This is a genomic window from Gryllotalpicola sp. CP2-P1, from assembly GCF_057512245.1.
The window spans coordinates 1-16,365 of the sequence record NZ_JBLRDT010000043.1 but is presented as its reverse complement, the minus strand read 5'-3'; the positions used below and the strand labels follow the sequence as shown (position 1 = coordinate 16,365).

Annotated in this window: 17 protein-coding genes, 1 tRNA gene and 1 pseudogene; 6 read left to right on the top strand and 13 right to left on the bottom strand. The window is 69.9% G+C overall.

The window, feature by feature from the left end; genetic code table 11:
• The coding region (locus ACM2XV_RS05520; protein ID WP_487026213.1) for a MarR family winged helix-turn-helix transcriptional regulator at nucleotides 1–322 on the bottom strand (322 nt) is incomplete at its 3' end.
• Nucleotides 323–451: 129 nt separating this feature from the next.
• On the bottom strand, nucleotides 452–670 hold the full coding sequence (locus tag ACM2XV_RS05515; protein ID WP_344773673.1) for a hypothetical protein: 219 nt from the start codon (nucleotides 668–670) through the stop codon (nucleotides 452–454).
• Nucleotides 671–781: 111 nt separating this feature from the next.
• Between ACM2XV_RS05515 and ACM2XV_RS05510 the strand changes: the two genes are divergently transcribed.
• Entirely contained in the window at nucleotides 782–1,405 is a 624-nt protein-coding gene (locus ACM2XV_RS05510; RefSeq protein WP_344773675.1) for a TetR/AcrR family transcriptional regulator, read from the top strand.
• A 268-nt stretch (nucleotides 1,406–1,673) separates the two neighbouring features.
• Here the strand turns inward: ACM2XV_RS05510 and ACM2XV_RS05505 are convergent.
• The 3 genes from ACM2XV_RS05505 to ACM2XV_RS05495 all read right to left on the bottom strand — a co-directional run bounded on the left by ACM2XV_RS05505 (nucleotide 1,674) and on the right by ACM2XV_RS05495 (nucleotide 3,888).
• A tRNA-Thr gene (locus ACM2XV_RS05505) sits at nucleotides 1,674–1,746 on the bottom strand.
• A gap of 38 nt (nucleotides 1,747–1,784) precedes the next feature.
• Nucleotides 1,785–2,768: a beta-ketoacyl-ACP synthase 3 gene (locus ACM2XV_RS05500; RefSeq protein WP_487026212.1), complete on the bottom strand. Its 984-nt coding sequence runs from the start codon at nucleotides 2,766–2,768 to the stop codon at nucleotides 1,785–1,787.
• Between the two features lie 64 nt (nucleotides 2,769–2,832).
• Nucleotides 2,833–3,888, bottom strand: coding sequence for a DsbA family protein (locus tag ACM2XV_RS05495; RefSeq protein ID WP_344773679.1), 1,056 nt, complete (start codon nucleotides 3,886–3,888; stop codon nucleotides 2,833–2,835).
• A 110-nt stretch (nucleotides 3,889–3,998) separates the two neighbouring features.
• On the opposite strand from ACM2XV_RS05495, the gene ACM2XV_RS05490 reads away from it, so the two are divergent.
• Nucleotides 3,999–5,090 (top strand): ABC transporter ATP-binding protein, encoded by a 1,092-nt coding sequence (locus tag ACM2XV_RS05490; RefSeq protein WP_344773680.1) that lies wholly within the window; start codon nucleotides 3,999–4,001, stop codon nucleotides 5,088–5,090.
• Between the two features lie 90 nt (nucleotides 5,091–5,180).
• Nucleotides 5,181–6,452: a DUF4032 domain-containing protein gene (locus ACM2XV_RS05485; RefSeq protein WP_344773682.1), complete on the top strand. Its 1,272-nt coding sequence runs from the start codon at nucleotides 5,181–5,183 to the stop codon at nucleotides 6,450–6,452.
• 7 nt (nucleotides 6,453–6,459) lie between these two features.
• On the opposite strand, the gene rlmB is transcribed toward ACM2XV_RS05485, so the two are convergent.
• The 4 genes from rlmB to ACM2XV_RS05465 form a co-directional block, all read right to left on the bottom strand.
• Nucleotides 6,460–7,458 (bottom strand): 23S rRNA (guanosine(2251)-2'-O)-methyltransferase RlmB, encoded by a 999-nt coding sequence (rlmB, locus tag ACM2XV_RS05480; RefSeq protein ID WP_487026211.1) that lies wholly within the window; start codon nucleotides 7,456–7,458, stop codon nucleotides 6,460–6,462.
• A gap of 53 nt (nucleotides 7,459–7,511) precedes the next feature.
• A complete protein-coding gene (gene cysS / locus ACM2XV_RS05475; RefSeq protein WP_487026210.1) occupies nucleotides 7,512–8,930 on the bottom strand; it encodes a cysteine--tRNA ligase in 1,419 nt (472 codons plus the stop codon).
• Nucleotides 8,931–8,960: 30 nt separating this feature from the next.
• Complete coding sequence (ispD, locus tag ACM2XV_RS05470) at nucleotides 8,961–10,106, bottom strand: 2-C-methyl-D-erythritol 4-phosphate cytidylyltransferase (protein ID WP_487026214.1); 1,146 nt, start codon at nucleotides 10,104–10,106, stop codon at nucleotides 8,961–8,963.
• 85 nt (nucleotides 10,107–10,191) lie between these two features.
• Nucleotides 10,192–10,674 carry a CarD family transcriptional regulator gene (locus ACM2XV_RS05465; protein ID WP_344773688.1) on the bottom strand — a complete coding sequence of 161 codons (483 nt, stop codon included), beginning with the start codon at nucleotides 10,672–10,674 and terminating at the stop codon, nucleotides 10,192–10,194.
• Nucleotides 10,675–10,886: 212 nt separating this feature from the next.
• Here ACM2XV_RS05465 and ACM2XV_RS05460 point away from each other — a divergent pair, with 212 nt between their 5' ends.
• The gene (locus tag ACM2XV_RS05460; protein ID WP_344773690.1) at nucleotides 10,887–11,432 is read left to right on the top strand and encodes a hypothetical protein; all 546 of its coding nucleotides are present in this window, start codon (nucleotides 10,887–10,889) and stop codon (nucleotides 11,430–11,432) included.
• A 67-nt stretch (nucleotides 11,433–11,499) separates the two neighbouring features.
• Here ACM2XV_RS05460 and ACM2XV_RS05455 read toward each other — a convergent pair whose 3' ends face one another.
• Together ACM2XV_RS05455 and ACM2XV_RS05450 are read right to left on the bottom strand one after the other, a co-directional pair.
• Nucleotides 11,500–12,183: a response regulator gene (locus tag ACM2XV_RS05455; protein ID WP_487026209.1), complete on the bottom strand. Its 684-nt coding sequence runs from the start codon at nucleotides 12,181–12,183 to the stop codon at nucleotides 11,500–11,502.
• Nucleotides 12,180–13,370 carry a sensor histidine kinase gene (locus ACM2XV_RS05450; protein ID WP_487026208.1) on the bottom strand — a complete coding sequence of 397 codons (1,191 nt, stop codon included), beginning with the start codon at nucleotides 13,368–13,370 and terminating at the stop codon, nucleotides 12,180–12,182. The genes ACM2XV_RS05455 and ACM2XV_RS05450 overlap by 4 nt, the downstream gene beginning before the upstream one ends.
• A 197-nt stretch (nucleotides 13,371–13,567) precedes the next feature.
• Here ACM2XV_RS05450 and phoU point away from each other — a divergent pair, with 197 nt between their 5' ends.
• Nucleotides 13,568–14,221 carry a phosphate signaling complex protein PhoU gene (gene phoU / locus ACM2XV_RS05445; RefSeq protein ID WP_344773697.1) on the top strand — a complete coding sequence of 218 codons (654 nt, stop codon included), beginning with the start codon at nucleotides 13,568–13,570 and terminating at the stop codon, nucleotides 14,219–14,221.
• Between the two features lie 64 nt (nucleotides 14,222–14,285).
• Here the strand turns inward: phoU and ACM2XV_RS05440 are convergent, their stop codons facing one another.
• Nucleotides 14,286–15,038, bottom strand: a complete 753-nt coding sequence (locus ACM2XV_RS05440; protein ID WP_344773699.1) for a phosphoglyceromutase — start codon at nucleotides 15,036–15,038, stop codon at nucleotides 14,286–14,288.
• Nucleotides 15,039–15,081: 43 nt separating this feature from the next.
• Here ACM2XV_RS05440 and ACM2XV_RS05435 point away from each other — a divergent pair, with 43 nt between their 5' ends.
• Nucleotides 15,082–15,915, top strand: coding sequence for a class I SAM-dependent methyltransferase (locus tag ACM2XV_RS05435; RefSeq protein WP_487026207.1), 834 nt, complete (start codon nucleotides 15,082–15,084; stop codon nucleotides 15,913–15,915).
• On the opposite strand, the pseudogene ACM2XV_RS05430 reads toward ACM2XV_RS05435, so the two are convergent.
• Nucleotides 15,912–16,365 (bottom strand): annotated as a pseudogene (locus ACM2XV_RS05430) (FUSC family protein); the annotation flags it as partial. The gene ACM2XV_RS05435 and the pseudogene ACM2XV_RS05430 sit on opposite strands and share 4 nt — an antisense overlap.

The following is a 16,365-nucleotide window of genomic DNA, read 5'->3' as shown; positions in this document are numbered from 1 at the left end:
GCCGAGCGTCCATGACCTCACGGCCGGCGTCCGTCAGGCGCAGCAGCATGCGGCGCCCGTCGCCCGAGTCCTTCTCGCGCTCGACGAGACCGCGCGTCTCGAGTGCGGCGATCGTGGCGCCCATCGCCTGCGGGCTGACGCCGGCGAGCCGCGCGAGCGCACCCGACGTCGTCTCGACAGCGCGCCTGATGTGAAGCAGCGCGCCGATCTCGGACGCGCTCAGCTCACCGACGGCGCGTGCCGTGCGGGCGGCGGCGATGAAGAGGCGGATGCTCTCGAGCAACGAGCCCGCGAGCTCTTCGGTCTCGCGCGCATCGGCCATATTGATAAGCCTAGGTTGATAAACCTCGCTTTACAAAAATGATCCGCCCCGCTCGACGTCGGCGTTCCCGAATCGCCGACGGAGCGGGGCGGATCTGCACTGAGGGCGCCCAACCCCTTGTCACGTTCCTCAGTGGTTCAGATGCCAGTGGTCGTAGCCCAACCGGCAGTCGCAGCCGACGCGGATCCAGTCGCCGGTGCGCTCGCTCATGAAGATCTCGGCGTGAGGCTCGCGCTGCGGCGAGCGCAGCGCCAGCGGCGAGCGGCGCCGCGGGCCGCGCTTCATGCCCACGCGCTGCAGCAGCGCCTCCCACGCAGTGGGGCTCGGAACGACGATCGCGCCGGCCATGATCCCTCCACCCTTTCGCGCGTTACACGACAACTGTCAGGAAGGGTATCGGACACTTGTCGCGTTGTCTATAGGACAGCTGTCGCTTATCGCGGGCTAGGGTGGTGCATCATGGATGCCCGATCGCGACGCTCGCGGACCGCCCTCGTCGATGCCGTCTACCGCCTGGCGGTCGAGAAGGGCATCGACAACCTGACGGTCACCGACGTCGCGGCCGAGGCAGGGGTCAGCCGAGACACGTTCTACCGGCATTCCGGCGACCCGGTCGCGCTCCTCTGCGGCGCCCTGCAGGACGAGCTGGCCGACTCGGTGTCGTCGTATCTCTCGATGCCGCTCGTCGGCGACAACGACGACAGCGTGTTCCTGCCGCCCGCCGCCGCGGTCATGGAGCACATGCGCAACCACACCGCCATCTACCGGCAGGCTCCCGGCAGCAAGAGCGGTGCACGGCTCACGGCGATCATCGAGGCCGCGGCGCGGCGGGTCATCGAGACGCATCTCGACAACCACCCCGAGATCGTGCCCGAGCAGCTGCAGCCCATGACTGAGATCACACGCCAGATGTCACTGGCATACGCCTCGTCCGGTGCGACGGCCGCGTTCTTCGCGTGGATCAACGGTGACGATCTCGGCGACGTGCGGCACTACGCGCAGGTGGTGCTGCTCTCAGGGCCGGAGTGGTGGCTCGGGCTGCCCACCCCCGTCGCGAAGCCGCGCTCGCGCGAGGCGGGCTGAGCCGCCGGCCGGTCGGCCGACAACGTGGAGCGCCCCGCACCAACCCGAATGGCGCGGGGCGCTCGAGACGGTGCACCCCCAGCCGGAGCATCCTCTGAGCAGCTGCGCTGCGGCGCCTCCCCTGACGCACTTCGATGTCTTCCGGGCCCCTGGGCCGTCTCAACGAGTTCAAAGGTACGGGCGAGGAATCCGCCGCGCCATCCCGTTGACACCGCGAGGCGCGATCCACTAGGGCGGCTCCAGAACGGCTGGCCGTTGGCATTGAGAGAGCCGGTTAGGGGTCTCGATCCCCTGGCCCCTCGCTTACAAGGCGAGCGCTCTACCAACTGAGCTAAACCGGCATCGGCCCGAGAGCCACTCCCATCTTATGGGAGGGGCTCTACGGCTTCCGGTTCGGCGTCAGCACGACCTGGCTCGCATAGGCGAAGCCGCCGCCGAAGCCGAACAGCAGGGTCGGCGCGTTCGCCGGAATCCGGCCCTCGTGCCACCACTTCGACAGGCCGAGCGGAATCGACGCAGCCGACGTGTTCCCCGACACCTGCACGTCGGTGACGACCGTGCGGTCGGTCAGGCCGAGCTGCTCAGCGAGCGGCTCGATGATGCGCAGGTTGGCCTGGTGCGGCACGAACACCTGGATGTCGTCCATGCTGAGCCCCGCCTCTTCGACCGCGGCACGGGTGATGCCGGATGCCTTCGACATCGCCCAGCGCAGGATCATGCGCCCGTCCTGCGAGAACTTGTTGCCGGTCTCGTCCTCGACGATGACCGCGCGCGACATGGTCGGCTCGGACCCCCACACCGTCGGACCGACACCGATCTCGGCCTCGGTCGCAGCGGCCTCGAGCACGAAGGCACCGGCCCCGTCTGCGGTCAGCACGCACGTCGTGCGATCGGTCCAGTCGGTGATCGCCGAGAGCTTCTCGGACCCGATCACGACGGCCCTCTCGACCTGGCCCGCGCGGATCGCGGCATCCGCCAGCGCGATGCCGTGCTCGAACCCCGAGCACGCCGTGTTCACGTCGATGATCACGGGCGAGGTCATCTCGAGCGCCGCGGCGACCCGGCCGGCGACGTTCGGGCTGTGGTCCATCACAGAGGTCGAGGCCACGACGATGAGCCCCACCTGATCGGGCTCGAGGCCGGCGTCGGCGATCGCGGCGCGGGCGGCGGCAGTCGCCATGTCGGCGACCGACTCGTCCTCGCGGGCGATGTGGCGCTCGATGATGCCGGTTCGGGTGCGGATCCACTCGTCGCTCGTGTCGACCATGGTGGCCAGCTCCGCGTTGGTGAGCACCCGCTCAGGCTGGTAGTGACCGAGTCCAGTGATGCGCGAGCCTGCGACGGCGCGCTGAGCCTTCAGCATGTATGCCATTTTCTCTGTAGACGGATGCCAGGGCGGGAATGTTCCCGGTTCCCGCGCGGCGATCTCAGCCGGCGGGCGGCGACGGCGGGGAGGTGACGATGATCGCGGTCGACGTGGGCGTCGGCGTCGGAGTCGACGTCGCGCCCGGGGTGTCCGTCGGCTGCGGCGTCGCGAAGCGCTCGCCCTGCGCCTGCTGGATGAAGGCGCGGAAGTCCGAGGCATCCGTGACGGACCCGGTGTAGTGCTGCCCGTCGACGAGGACGAGCGGCAGCTGGTCTGCGGTGACCTTCTTCACGTCGGAGTTGGGAAGCGGCCCGGTCGACGCGCGGTCGAGAGCAGCCTGGGCCCAGTTCTCGTAGGTGCGCTCGGTGATGCACGAGCGGATCGACGACATGTGGTCAGCACCCGCCTGCTTGGCGTAAGAGGCGATGCGGGCGTCGGTCAGCCCCGCGCTCGTCTGCCCCGGCTCGTGCTCGAACATCAGCCGGTTGAAGTCGAAGAAGCTGTCGGGCGAGTAGTTCGCCACGCACGCCGCCGCGTTGGACGCGCGGAGCGAGTACTGCGTGCCCTGCGCCGAGCGGTTCGCGTAGAACGGCAGCGGGTGGATCTCGAGCGTTGCCGCCCCGGACTTCACGAGCTTCGCGATCTGCTCGTTGTTGGTGCGCTCGAACTGCCCGCAGTACTGGCAGAGGTAGTCGACATAGGTCGAGATGTTGACCACCTGACCGGTGGTGTCCAGCGGCCGCGCCGTCGGCTTCGCGTCGACCGCGCGCGCCGGCGACCGCTCAGCCTTGAGGCCGGCGCCGATGAACACGCCGTCGCTCGCCATGTTCGCCGGGCCGCGATGCGGCGGGCGGATCGAGGTGACCAGCACGACGGTCACGATCGCGACCACTGCGACGATCGCGACGACTATGCCCGTGCGCACCAGGACCCGGTTGCGACGGTCCTTCCTGCGCTGCTTTCCGCGCAGTTCGCGTGCCTTCTGCCGCGCGATGCCACGCGCGTCGGTCGGCGTGCGATCTGCGCCCGGCGAGCCGTCTGTCATATGCCTCTTCCCACGGATGCGAGCGGAGCCGCTCGCGTCGAATGCCTGGTCGATGCTAGCCGAGCCATCCATGGCGTAGCATGAGAGCGCTGTCAGCGTCGTCAGGCGATTGGCGGCATAGACAACATCCATTCACTACGGATCGTCCGGCACGTACCTGCCGGTGAAGGAGACATAACGCCATGTCAACTGTCACGTACGACAACGCGTCCCGCATCTACCCGGGTTCGAACATCGCGGCTGTCGACGCTCTGAACCTCGACGTCGCAGACGGCGAGTTCCTGGTCCTGGTCGGCCCCTCGGGTTCCGGCAAGTCGACCGCCCTCCGCATGCTGGCCGGCCTGGAAGAGGTCAACAGCGGAAACATCTTCATCGGCGAGCGCAACGTCACCGACGTCCCGCCGAAGGACCGTGACATCGCCATGGTGTTCCAGAACTACGCGCTCTACCCGCACATGACCGTGGCCGAGAACATGGGCTTCGCGCTCCGCATCGCGGGCGTCGCGAAGGAGGAGCGCAACCAGCGCGTCCGCGAGGCAGCGAAGATGCTCGACCTCGAGCCCTACCTCGACCGCAAGCCGAAGGCGCTCTCTGGTGGCCAGCGTCAGCGCGTCGCCATGGGCCGCGCGATCGTCCGCAGCCCCCAGGTGTTCCTCATGGACGAGCCGCTGTCGAACCTCGACGCCAAGCTCCGCGTCCAGACCCGCACCCAGATCGCGTCGCTGACCCGCCGCCTCGGCGTCACGACGGTCTACGTCACCCACGACCAGACCGAGGCCCTGACCATGGGCGACCGCATCGCGGTCCTCAAGGACGGCGTGCTGCAGCAGGTCGGCACCCCGCGCGAGCTCTACGCAGACCCGAAGAACGTCTTCGTCGCCGGCTTCATCGGCAGCCCCGCGATGAACCTGTTCGCCGCCGACGTCACCGAGGGCGGCGTCAAGTTCGGCTCGGCCGTCGTGCCCGTCGACCGCGCCACGCTCGGCTCGGCCACGCAGGTCACCATCGGCGTGCGCCCCGAGGACGTCGTCGTGAGCCTCAGCGAGTCCAGCGGCCTGCGCGTCGAGGTCGACCTCGTCGAGGAGCTCGGCGCCGACGGCTACCTGTACGGCCACACCGAGGTCTCGGGCAAGCGCGTCGACATCGTCAGCCGCGTCGACGGCCGCGTTCACCCGAACGCCGGCGACGTCGTCTACATCACGCCGAAGACCGGCCACGTGCACATCTTCGACGTCGAGTCGGGCGAGCGTCTCGGCGGCGCCGTCACCGACTGAGCGCGAACGGATGCTTGGAGGCCGCGGTTCCCTTCAGGGGGCCGCGGCCTTCGGCATCCCCCGCCCTGATCCATCGACCTAGGGAATCTCGTGGCCTCCTCCATCGACATCACGGCCGCCACGGCCGAACCGGCGCTGCTCGACCTGCCGTGGAACACGCCGCTCGACGAGTGGCCGTCCGACTACATCGCGCAGCTGCCGAAGGGAATCAGCCGGCACCTTGTGCGCTTCGCGAACCTCGGCGGCTACGTGGTGGCCGTCAAAGAGACGACGGGTGAGATGGCGCGGCGCGAATACGAGCTGCTGCGCACCCTGCAGCGCCTCGACATCCCCTCTGTCGAGCCGGTCGCGACGATCACGGGCCGCGTCGACGAGCACGGTCAGGAGCTGCCGCCCGTGCTGGTCACCCGCCACCTCAAGTTCTCACTGCCGTACCGCGCCCTGTTCTCGCAGACGCTGCGCCCCGACACCGCCAAGCGCCTCGTCGACGCGCTCGCGGTGCTGCTCGTGCGCCTGCACATCACGGGCTTCTACTGGGGCGACGTGTCGCTCTCGAACACGCTGTTCCGCCGCGATGCGGGCGCCTTCGCCGCGTATCTGGTGGATGCCGAGACCGGCCAGCTGCACGAGCACGGCCTCTCGAACGGCCAGCGCGAGAACGACCTCGAGATCGCGCGGGTCAACATCGCCGGCGAGCTGATGGACATCGAGGCAGGCGGCCGCGCCGACGCCGAGCTCGACCCGGTCGACATCGCGAACGGCATCATCTCGACGTACCGCGAGCTGTGGAACCAGCTGACCGGCGCCGAGACCTTCGACGCGTCGGAGCGCTGGCGCATCAACCAGCGCGTAGAGCGCCTCAACGACCTCGGCTTCGACATCGGCGAGCTCACGATCAAGACGGAGGCCGCCGGCACGAAGGTTCTGATCCAGCCCAAGGTCGTCGACGCCGGCCACCACCAGCGCCGGCTGCTGCGCCTCACGGGACTTGACACAGGCGAGAACCAGGCGCGCCGCCTGCTCAACGACCTCGACTCCTATGCCGCGAGCTACGGCCGCCCCGGCGCCGACGAGGAGGCCGTGGCGCACGAGTGGCTGACCCGGGTCTTCGAACCGGTCGTCGCCGCGATCCCCGCCGAGCTGCGCGGCAAGCTCGAGCCCGCCGAGGTCTTCCACCAGCTGCTCGATCACCGCTGGTTCATCTCGCAGGAGCAGGGGCGCGACATCCCCCTCGCCGAAGCCCTCTCGAGCTACATCGACAATGTGCTGCGACATCGCCGCGACGAGGCGACGGTCTTCGCGCCGACGACCGAGGCGCTCACGCTCGGCCTGCCGACCGGCGTGATCTCGTTCGACCAGTAGCGGCGCGTCACGCCTTCTTCTGCGCGCGCACCTTCGCGATCTCGTAGAGGGCGACGGAGGCCGCCACCGACGCGTTCAGCGACTCGATGCCGCTGATCGGAATCGACACGATCGCGTCGCAGGTCTCGGTGACGATGCGCGAGAGGCCCTTGCCCTCTGAGCCCGCGACGACGACGACGGGCTGATCTGCGAGGTCGAGGTCGTAGAGCTCGGTATCGCCGCCAGCCGCGAGGCCGATGACGAAGACGCCCGCTTTCTTGAACTCCTTGAGCGTGCTCGTGAGGTTCGGCGCCATCGCGACCGGCGTGCGCGCGAGCGCGCCGGCCGACGTCTTCCACGCCGCCGAGTTCACGCCGGCAGAGCGCCGCTGCGGCACGATGACGCCCTGGCCGCCGAACGCCGCGGTCGAGCGGATGACCGCTCCGAGGTTCCGCGGGTCGGTGACCCCGTCGAGCGCGACGAACAGCGGCTTCTGGCCCTTGCGGATCGTCAGGTCGAGCAGCTCAGCCGGGTGCGCGTACTCGTACGGCGGCACCTTGAGCGCGAGCCCCTGGTGCACCGCGTCGCGACCGGCCATGCGGTCGAGCTCGGGGCGCATCACCTCGAGCACGGGAATGCCGCGGTGCGCGGCGGTCGCCAGCGCCTCCTTCATGCGGTCGTCCATCTCGGCGCGGGCCGCGATGTAGAGCGTGGTGGCCGGGATGCCCGCCCGCAGCGCCTCGACGACGGAGTTGCGCCCCGTGACCAGCTCGGTGTCATCGCTCTTCGCACGGCGCTGCGCGGCGCCGCCGCCGGTGTTCGAGCGGGTGCCCTGCGCGCCCTGCCGCTTCTGGGCGGCGCGCTCTGCCAGCATCTTCTTTCGGTAGGCGGGGTGGTACTCGCGGTCCTCGGCCTTCGGCGTCGGCCCCTTGCCTTCGAGCGACTTGCGGCCACGGCCGCCGGAGCCGACGCCCGTCGAGCCCTTTTTCACCTTGCGGACTGCGCCCGCGCGAGGCTTACCAGCCATTCCGTCCCACCTTCACCTTGCGGACTGCGCCCGCGCGAGGCTTACCCGCCATGTCAGTCTCCTTCGATCGACCAGTGTGCACCGGTCTGGGTGTCTTCGATCGTGATGCCGGCGGCGACGAGCTCGTCGCGGATCCGGTCGGCGACCGTGAAGTCCTTCGCTGCCCGCGCCGTCTGGCGGTCGTCGAGCAGACGCGTCACGAGCGCGTCGAGCGCCGCCCGTGCCGCCGTGTCGCGCGTCGTGTTCCACTCGGGCGCCAGCGGGTCGATACCCAGCACGCGCGTCATCGCCACGACCTTTCCGCGCGCGGATGCCGCGGTCTGCAGGTCCTCGGAATCGAGGGCCGTGTTCCCCTCGCGCACGGTGTCGTGCAGCACGGCGAGAGCCTGCGGAACCGAGAGGTCGTCGTCCATCGCGGCCGCGAACTCGTCGGGGATCACCGGCAGCTCGGCCGAGGTGAACCGCGTGCCCTCGAGGCGGCGCGCACTGCGCGAGAGGAATCCCTCGATCCGCTCCATGGCCGCGGCGGCTTCGGCGAGCGAGCGGTCGGTGTAGTCGATGATCGAGCGGTAGTGCGCCTGCCCCAGGGCGTAGCGCACGACGATCGGGGGCGCCGATGCCAGCAGCTCGGCCGCGTAGAGCGAGTTGCCGAGCGACTTCGACATCTTCTGCCCATTGATGTGCACGAGGCCGTTGTGCACCCAGTAGCGCGCGAAGCCGTCGCCCGCGGCCGCCGACTGGGCGAGCTCGTTCTCGTGGTGCGGGAAGCGCAGGTCGAGGCCGCCGCCATGGATGTCGAACTCGGGGCCGAGGTAGCGCGACGACATCGCGGAGCACTCGATGTGCCACCCCGGCCGCCCCGGGCCCCACGGGCTGCTCCAGGTCGCCGAGGCGGGCTCGCTGTCCTTGCGCCCCTTCCAGAGCGCGAAGTCGCGCGGGTCGCGCTTGCCGCGCGGGTCCGCGTCGGCGGCATCCTGCATGTCGTCGACGGACTGGTGGCTGAGCGCCCCATAGTCGGCCCAGCTGCGCACGTCGAAGTACACGTCGCCCGAGCCGTCGCCGGCGGCATACGCGTGCCCGCTGTCGATCAGTCGCTGGATGAGCTCGTGCATCTGCGGCACATTCGCGGTCGCGCGCGGCTCGTACGTCGGCGGCAGCACGCCGATCGCGCGGTACGCGGCCGTGAACTCGAGCTCGACGCGGTAGGCGAGCGCCCACCAGTGCTCGGACTCCGACGCGTTCGCGAGCACCTTGTCGTCGATGTCTGTCACGTTGCGCACGAGCGTCACGTCGAAGCCGCGATAGCTCAGCCAGCGACGCAGGATGTCGTAGACGAGCGCGCTGCGCACGTGCCCGATGTGCGGCGACGACTGCACCGTCGGGCCGCAGACATAGAGGCCGACCTTCCCCTCGACCAGCGGCTCGAAGTCGCGCAGGGCCTGGGCCCGGGTGTCGTAGAGGCGAATGGTCACGCTCAAAGCTTACGGAAAGCGAGCTGGGCGTTACCGCGCGATGAGCGCGGTCGCGATCGCGGCGACGCCCTCGCCGCGGCCCGTGAAGCCGAGACCGTCGGTGGTGGTCGCCGTGATGGCCACCGGAGCGCCGAGCAGACCGGAAACACGGGCCTCGGCCTCTGCCTTGCGCCGGGCGAAGCGGGGCCGGTTGCCGATGAGCTGCACGGAGACGTTCTCGATGCGCCAGCCGGCGTGCTCGACGAGCCTGCGCGCCTCGGCGAGGAACACCTCGCCGTGGGCGCCCGCGAAGCGCGGGTCGCTCGTGCCGAACACCGTGCCGATGTCGCCCACCCCGGCCGCCGACAGCAGCGCGTCGACGATCGCGTGCGCCACCGGGTCGCCGTCGCTGTGCCCCGCGAGGCCGCGCTCGCCTGGCCACTCGAGGCATGCGAGCCAGAGCGGGGCATCCGCCTGCGCGAAGGCGTGCGTGTCGGTGCCGACGCCGATGCGAGTGGCGGAGGCCGGCCGCAGCAGCTCCTCTGCGCGGCGCAGATCCCACGGGGTCGTGACCTTGAAGGCGAGCGGGTCGCCCTCGACGACGGCGACCGGGTGCCCGGCATCCGCCATCAGCTGGGCATCGTCGGTCACGTCCCGCGCGGCCGACGCGTAGGCCGCGATCAGCTCGGCCGCGGGGAAGCCCTGCGGCGTCTGCACCGCCGACAGCTCGGAGCGATCGACCGTCTCGATGATCGCGCCGCCGTCGGCCGTGCGCTTGATGGTGTCGCTCACCGGCAGCCCGGGGATCGCCCCGGCACCGCTTGCCGCCACGGCGTCGACCACCCGGTCGAACAGTGCGGACGGCGTGAGCGCACGGGCCGCGTCGTGGACCAGGACGATGTCGGCATCGCCGACGAGCGCGAGGCCGGCCGCGACGGATGCCTGCCGCGTCGCGCCGCCCGCGACGACCTTCCCGCGCCCGATCACCCGGCTGAGCATGCCGCGGGCGTCATCGACCAGCTCGGCCGGGGCGACGACGATCACGTGGGGGTCGTCGCGCATGCCGGCGACGGAATGCAGCGCGTGCTCGAGGATCGTGCTGCCGGCGAGCGGAACGAACGCCTTGGGGGCTCCGGCCGCGAGGCGGGTGCCGCTCCCCGCGGCGACGACGATGACGGCGACCTTCACGACTCCCAGTGTGCCGCACACAGCGAAGCGCCCCGCCTGTCTGCTGAACAGTCGGGGCGCTTCGGCGCGTCGAACGACGCAGAGAAGATCGGGCTCAGGAAGCCAGGACCTCGTCGAGCACGGTGGATGCCTGCTCCTCGTCGGTCTTCTCGGCGAGGGCCAGCTCAGAGATGAGGATCTGACGCGCCTTTGCCAGCATCCGCTTCTCACCGGCCGACAGGCCGCGGTCCTGATCGCGCCGCCACAGGTCGCGAACGACCTCGGAGACCTTGATCACATCGCCGGAGGCGAGCTTCTCGAGGTTCGCCTTGTAGCGGCGGCTCCAGTTGGTGGGCTCTTCCGTGAAGGGCGCGCGCAGAACCTCGAACACCTTGTCGAGACCCTCTTTGCCGATCACGTCACGAACGCCGACGAGGTCGACGTTCTCAGCGGGAACCTCGATGGTCAGGTCGCCCTGGGTGACGTTCAGCTTGAGGTAGATCTTCTCTTCGCCTTTGATGATCCGTTTCTTGACCTCGGTGATCGTTGCTGCACCGTGGTGGGGGTAAACGACGGTCTCGCCAACCTCGAAAAGCATAGATAGTAGTCCCTTCAGCGCCTTCCAGATTATCACAGCGCGACACGCCGAAGCTGGGCGCGGCCGCCCCCGTCGCCCGCGCCGTGACTGGTCGTCCGGGCCGCCTCGGCGCCCGGATCCGCCCCTGGGCATACGCTAAACTCGAACAGCATCCGAGGGCGCACCAGGCCGCAAACCGGCCCGCCCGATGCGCCCACACACGGAGGTTCTTGGTGAAGGTGCGTTTCGCAGCATCCGTCGTCCTCGCCGCCGGCGTCGTCATCGGAACGGCCGGCTGCAACCTGCTCGCCCCGCAGGAGACGACCCGCATCACGCAGAGCACCTCCTTCGGTGTCGAGGGCACGGTCGGCGACGTGCACATCCGCAACGCGTACCTCGTCGCCCAGGGCCAGCAGGTCGCGCTGATCGCCACCTTCGTCAACAAGGGCGACTCTGGGCAGACCATGACGATCCAGCCGAAGGCCAACGCCGACGACACGAAGAGCCTCCACGTCAGCCAGGACGAGCTGACCATCCTCGGCCCCGAGCAGACGCTGCAGTGGAACGACCTGACCGTCTCGAAGGGCTCGCTCGTGCCGGTGTTCTTCACCTACGGCGACAAGACGGGCGTGACGCTCAACCTGCCGGTGCTGACGGGCGACTTCAAGGTCAACTCGACGCTGACGCCGACCCCGGTTCCGACGGAAACCTCGACGCCCGCCGGCACCTCGGTTCCGACCGACACGGCGACGCCGAACCCGACGACCACCGCCGGCTGATCGCGGCACGATTCATGGCGAGGGGCGGATGCTGCGGCATCCGCCCCTCGTCATGTCCGCGCCCGCGCTATTCGCTCTCGAAGCGGTAGCCGAGCCCGCGCACGGTGACGAGCATGCGCGGCTCGGACGGGTTCGGCTCGATGCGGCTGCGGATGCGCTTGATATGCACGTCGAGCGTCTTCGTGTCGCCGAAGTAGTCGCTTCCCCAGACGCGGTCGATGAGCTGGCCACGCGTGAGCACCCGGCCCGCGTTGCGCAGCAGCAGCTCGAGCAGCTCGAACTCTTTGAGCGGCATCGGAGTGTCGACGCCCTTCACGGCGACCGTGTGCCGATCGACGTCCATGCGCACATCGCCGACCTCGAGCACGGCGTCGTCGACGAGCTCGGGCTCGACGCGGCGCCGCAGCACGGCGCGGATGCGGGCGAGCAGCTCGCGGCTCGAATACGGCTTGGTGACGTAGTCGTCGGCGCCGAGCTCGAGCCCGACGACGATATCGACTTCGGAGTCCTTCGCGGTGAGCATGATGATCGGCACGTTGGAGTGGGCGCGCACCTCACGGCAGACCTCGGTTCCGGGCATCCCCGGAAGCATCAGGTCGAGCAGGATGAGGTCGGCTCCGTCGCGCTCGAACGCGCTGAGCGCATCCGGGCCGGTCTCGGCGATGTCGACCTCGTAGCCCTCGCGGCGCAGCAGGAAGGCGAGCGGGGCCGAGAGCGACGGCTCGTCCTCGACGAGCAGCAGGCGGGTCACTGGTTCTGTTCTCCTTGAGGTGAGGCGGCCGAGCTGGCCGTCGCCCGCAGCGCGGACCCCGGCTCGTCGGCCTCGGGGAGGCGGATCGTGAAAGTCGAGCCCATACCGGGCTGCGACCACACGCGCACATCTCCCCCGTGATTCTGCACAGCGTGCTTGACGATGGAAAGGCCGAGCCCGGTGCCGCCCGTCGTGCGGCTGCGCGCCTGGTCGACGCGGAAGAAGCGCTCGAAGATGCGCTCCTGGTCGGCCTCGGGGATTCCCTCGCCCTGGTCGGTGACCGCGATCTCGACGACGCCGTCGGCCGCGCGGGCGCCGACGCCGACGCGCGAGCCGTCCGGCGAGTAGCGGATGGCGTTGGAGATGAGGTTGTCGACGGCGGTGACGAGCAGCTTCGCGTCGCCGTAGACGCTCGCGCCGGTGGGCGCCCCGACCACCAGCTCGATCGCGTGGGCGTCGGCGCCGACCCGGTTCTGGTCGACCGCGGCGGCGATGATGTGGTCGATCTCGACCCGCTCGGCGTTCGCGACCGCGTCTACCGCCTGCAGCCGGGAGAGCTCGATGATGTCTTGGGTGAGGCGGGCGATGCGCAAGGACTCGGCGTTCAGACGGTCTGCGAACATGCGCACCTGCTCGGGGTCGTCGGCCGCGGTGTGCAGCGCTTCGGACAGCAGGCCGATCGCCCCGATGGGCGTCTTGAGCTCATGGCTGATGTTGGCCACGAAGTCGCGGCGCACCGCCTCGAGCCGGTAGCCCTCTGTGCGATCCTCGACGAGCAGCAGGACGAACCGGCTGCCGAGCAGCGACGCGCGCACATGCACCCGGATGCTCGCGTCTTTGAAGCGCCCGCGCTGCAGATCGACCTCCTCGTCGATGAGCGTGCCCGTGCGGCGCACGCGCTCCGCGAAGTCGATGAGCTCGGGGTAGGTCAGGCGTGCGTTGGAGACGAGCGCAAGGGCGAAGGCCTTCGCGGTCGCCTTGACGACGTTGAGGGATGCGTCGACGACGATGCCCGCCGAATCCATCGCGTCGAGGATCTGGTCGACGCCGTCTGGGACGGTATTGCTACTCACTTGGACGGCCTGTCGGCTGCGGCTGATGGACAAGAACAGAATGACGACGAACCCGCCGCCGATGACGATTCCCGAGAGCAGCGCCACCAGCACCAACCAGCTGGAGTAGTGCATGGAGCCAAGCGTATATAGGCCGCACGCGCCCGGATCGCCGCGGCGGCCGTCTGGCCGGGGTGGGCGGCGGGTACTTTAGAGATTGTTCAGGAACCAGGAACCGCTCGTTCACCAGTCCCCGTGAAGATGGCAACGTTGCGGCCGCCCCGGCGGCGACCGTCATGTGCTCACGAAGATCACAAGGAAGCACGAACCCGATGCGCGCAGTCTTTCAGCAGGAACTCGCCGATGTGCAGGATCGCCTCGTCGAGATCGCGGAACTCGTCCTCGACTCGATCCGCGATGCCACCACGGCGTTCAACGCCGCCGACGTGGCGCTCGCCGACAAGGTGATCGCGGCCGACCCCAACATCGACGAGCTCGCGGTCGAGCTCGACGAGCTGGCGATCGAGATCCTCTACCGGCAGAGCCCCGTCGCGCGCGATCTGCGCATCGTCGTGAGCGCGCTGCGCATGAGCGCCTCACTCGAGCGCATGGGCGACCTCGCCCGGCACATCGCGCAGCTCGCGCGCCGCCGCTTCCCCGAGCACGTCGCTCCCGACTCGCTGCGCGACACCTTCACGCAGATGACCGCCCACGACATCCACATCGCCGAGCTGCTCGCCCAGCTGCTGCGCACCCAGGACGTCGAGCTGGCCGAGCAGCTCATCCAGGGCGACGACGCGGTCGACGCGCTTCACGCCGGTGTCTTCGCGACCGTGCTCAGCCCCGAGTGGAAGGGCGAGGCCGAGCAGACCGTCGATGTGACCCTCGCGTCCCGCTTCCTCGAGCGCTTCGGCGACCACGCGGCGTCGATCGCGAAGAAGGTGCAGTACCTGGCGACCGGCGACTGGGTGCCTGAGGAAGCCTGAGCAGACGCGGCAGACGTACGAAGAAGGGGCCCCGAGCGGGGCCCCTTCTTCGTACGCTCGCCTGCTACTTCTTGCCCTGGGCTGCGACGGCCGCGGCGCCGGCGGCGGCGGCCTCGGGGTCGAGGTACTCGCCCGGGCCGAGCGGCATGAAGTCGGCGCCGAGCTTGTAGACGAGCGGGATGCCCGTGGGGATGTTGAGCGCCGCGATGTCTGCGTCGCTGATGCCGTCGAGGTGCTTCACGAGCGCCCGCAGGGAGTTGCCGTGCGCGGTGACGAGCACGGTCTTCCCCTCGGCGAGCGAGGCCGTGATGTCGCTGTGCCAGTACGGCAGGAAGCGGTCGATGACGTTCGAGAGGGCCTCGGTGCGCGGGATCTCGCCGTCGATGCCCGCGTAGCGGGGGTCGCCGACCTGCGAGTACTGGTCGTCGTCGGCGAGCGGGGGCGGCGGCACGTCGAAGCTGCGGCGCCAGATCATGAACTGCTCCTCGCCGAACGCCTCGAGCGTCTGCGCCTTGTCCTTGCCCTGCAGGGCGCCGTAGTGGCGCTCGTTGAGACGCCAGCTGCGCTTCACGGGGATCCAGAGCAGATCGGCCACGTCGAGTGCGTGATTCGCGGTCTGGATCGCGCGGGACAGGAGCGAGGTGTAGAGGATGTCGGGGGCGAGCCCGGCCTGCTTGAGCAGCTCGCCGGCGTGCCGCGCCTCGGCGACTCCCTGCTCGGTGAGCCGCACGTCGACCCAGCCGGTGAACTGGTTCGTGGCGTTCCATTCGCTCTGGCCGTGGCGCAGGAGGATGAGGGTGTAGGGGGCGTCGCTCATGCCCCCAGCCTATCGGCGGCGCCCCGCCGGGAATACTGGTCACATGCCCCGTTCGATCCCCGTCTCCAAGCCGGTCGGGTCGGTGACGAGGGGCACGACGAACACCAATCGCCTGCGCCGCGTCGACCGCTGGATCGCACACCGGCCGGAATTCGCGAAAGCCGCGGCTCCGCTGGTCGTCGACCTCGGCTTCGGCGCCAGCGGGGTGACGGCCTTCGAGCTGTGGACGAGGCTCGCGACCGTGCGGGCGGACGCGCGGCTGATCGGACTTGAGATCGACCCCGGCCGGGTGGCTGTCGCGAGGCAGCAGCTCGCCGCGGTGCACGCGGGTCGCACCCCCTTCGACCCGGCGATGCGGGTCGAGTTCGCGCGCGGCGGCTTCGAGGTGCCGCTCCCGGGTGGCGAGCAGGCCACGGTCATCCGCGCCTTCAACGTGCTGCGCCAGTACGGCGAGGGCGACGTCGCGGACGCGTGGGCGCGCATGCGCGCACGGCTCGCCCCGGGCGGCCTGCTCGTCGAGGGCACCTGCGATGAGCTCGGGCGCGTGTGCTCGTGGGTCGACCTCTCCCCCGACGGACCCGAGCGCTTCACGGTCTCGCTGCGCCTTTCCGGCCTCGAATCGCCCGTGATCGTCGCCGAGCGGCTGCCGAAGGCGCTGATCCACCGCAACGTCCCCGGCGAGCGGGTGCACGAGTGGCTCTCGGCCCTCGAGGACGCGTGGCGCAAGACATCCGTTCTCGCGCCCTACGGCGAGCGGCAGCGCTGGATCGCGACCGTCCGCGCCGTGCGAGAGGCGGGCTGGCCGGTCATCGGCGGCGTCGCCCGCTGGCGGCTCGGCGAGGTGACCGTGCCCTGGGAATCGGTCGCGCCCCGCTAGACCGCAGGCAGCAGGCGCTGCGCCTCGGCCTGCGGCATGCCGGTCGCGCAGAGCAGGTCGACGAGCAGGGGATGCAGGGCGAGCACGAGCCCCTTGTCGCGCGCCGTGCCGCTCGGCATCACGTCCTCGGGGTCGAGCCGGCGCACGACCGCGACGAACGCGGCCCGCGCGGCCGGCAGGTGCTCGATCGCGGCGAAGCTCTCGCACAGCAGCTCGGTGCCGGTCTCGAGCTGGCCGACGGCGTCCGCGATCGCGGGTCGAGGCTCGCCGTCCCGCAGCAGGTAGTCCGCCCGCCGGGCGACGACGCGCAGGTTGCGCCAGGCGAGGTCCATCGAGCGCTGCAGCGACTGCTGCGACTGCAGCTCGGGCAGGTAGCGCCGCAGGAACGGCGAGATGCGGGCGACCGAGAGCGCCGACTCGAGGCTCTCGGCCCAGGCATCCGTCGGCCCC

Bases quoted from the DNA above. Each gene is read 5' to 3' on its own strand.
- ACM2XV_RS05515 (WP_344773673.1), bottom strand. From the start codon at position 670: ATGGCCGGCGCGATCGTCGTTCCGAGCCCCACTGCGTGGGAGGCGCTG.
- ACM2XV_RS05510 (WP_344773675.1), top strand. From the start codon at position 782: ATGGATGCCCGATCGCGACGCTCGCGGACCGCCCTCGTCGATGCCGTC.
- ACM2XV_RS05500 (WP_487026212.1), bottom strand. From the start codon at position 2,768: ATGCTGAAGGCTCAGCGCGCCGTCGCAGGCTCGCGCATCACTGGACTC.
- ACM2XV_RS05495 (WP_344773679.1), bottom strand. From the start codon at position 3,888: ATGGATGGCTCGGCTAGCATCGACCAGGCATTCGACGCGAGCGGCTCC.
- ACM2XV_RS05490 (WP_344773680.1), top strand. From the start codon at position 3,999: ATGTCAACTGTCACGTACGACAACGCGTCCCGCATCTACCCGGGTTCG.
- rlmB (WP_487026211.1), bottom strand. From the start codon at position 7,458: ATGGCTGGTAAGCCTCGCGCGGGCGCAGTCCGCAAGGTGAAAAAGGGC.
- ACM2XV_RS05465 (WP_344773688.1), bottom strand. From the start codon at position 10,674: ATGCTTTTCGAGGTTGGCGAGACCGTCGTTTACCCCCACCACGGTGCA.
- ACM2XV_RS05450 (WP_487026208.1), bottom strand. From the start codon at position 13,370: ATGCACTACTCCAGCTGGTTGGTGCTGGTGGCGCTGCTCTCGGGAATC.
- phoU (WP_344773697.1), top strand. From the start codon at position 13,568: ATGCGCGCAGTCTTTCAGCAGGAACTCGCCGATGTGCAGGATCGCCTC.
- ACM2XV_RS05440 (WP_344773699.1), bottom strand. From the start codon at position 15,038: ATGAGCGACGCCCCCTACACCCTCATCCTCCTGCGCCACGGCCAGAGC.
- ACM2XV_RS05435 (WP_487026207.1), top strand. From the start codon at position 15,082: ATGCCCCGTTCGATCCCCGTCTCCAAGCCGGTCGGGTCGGTGACGAGG.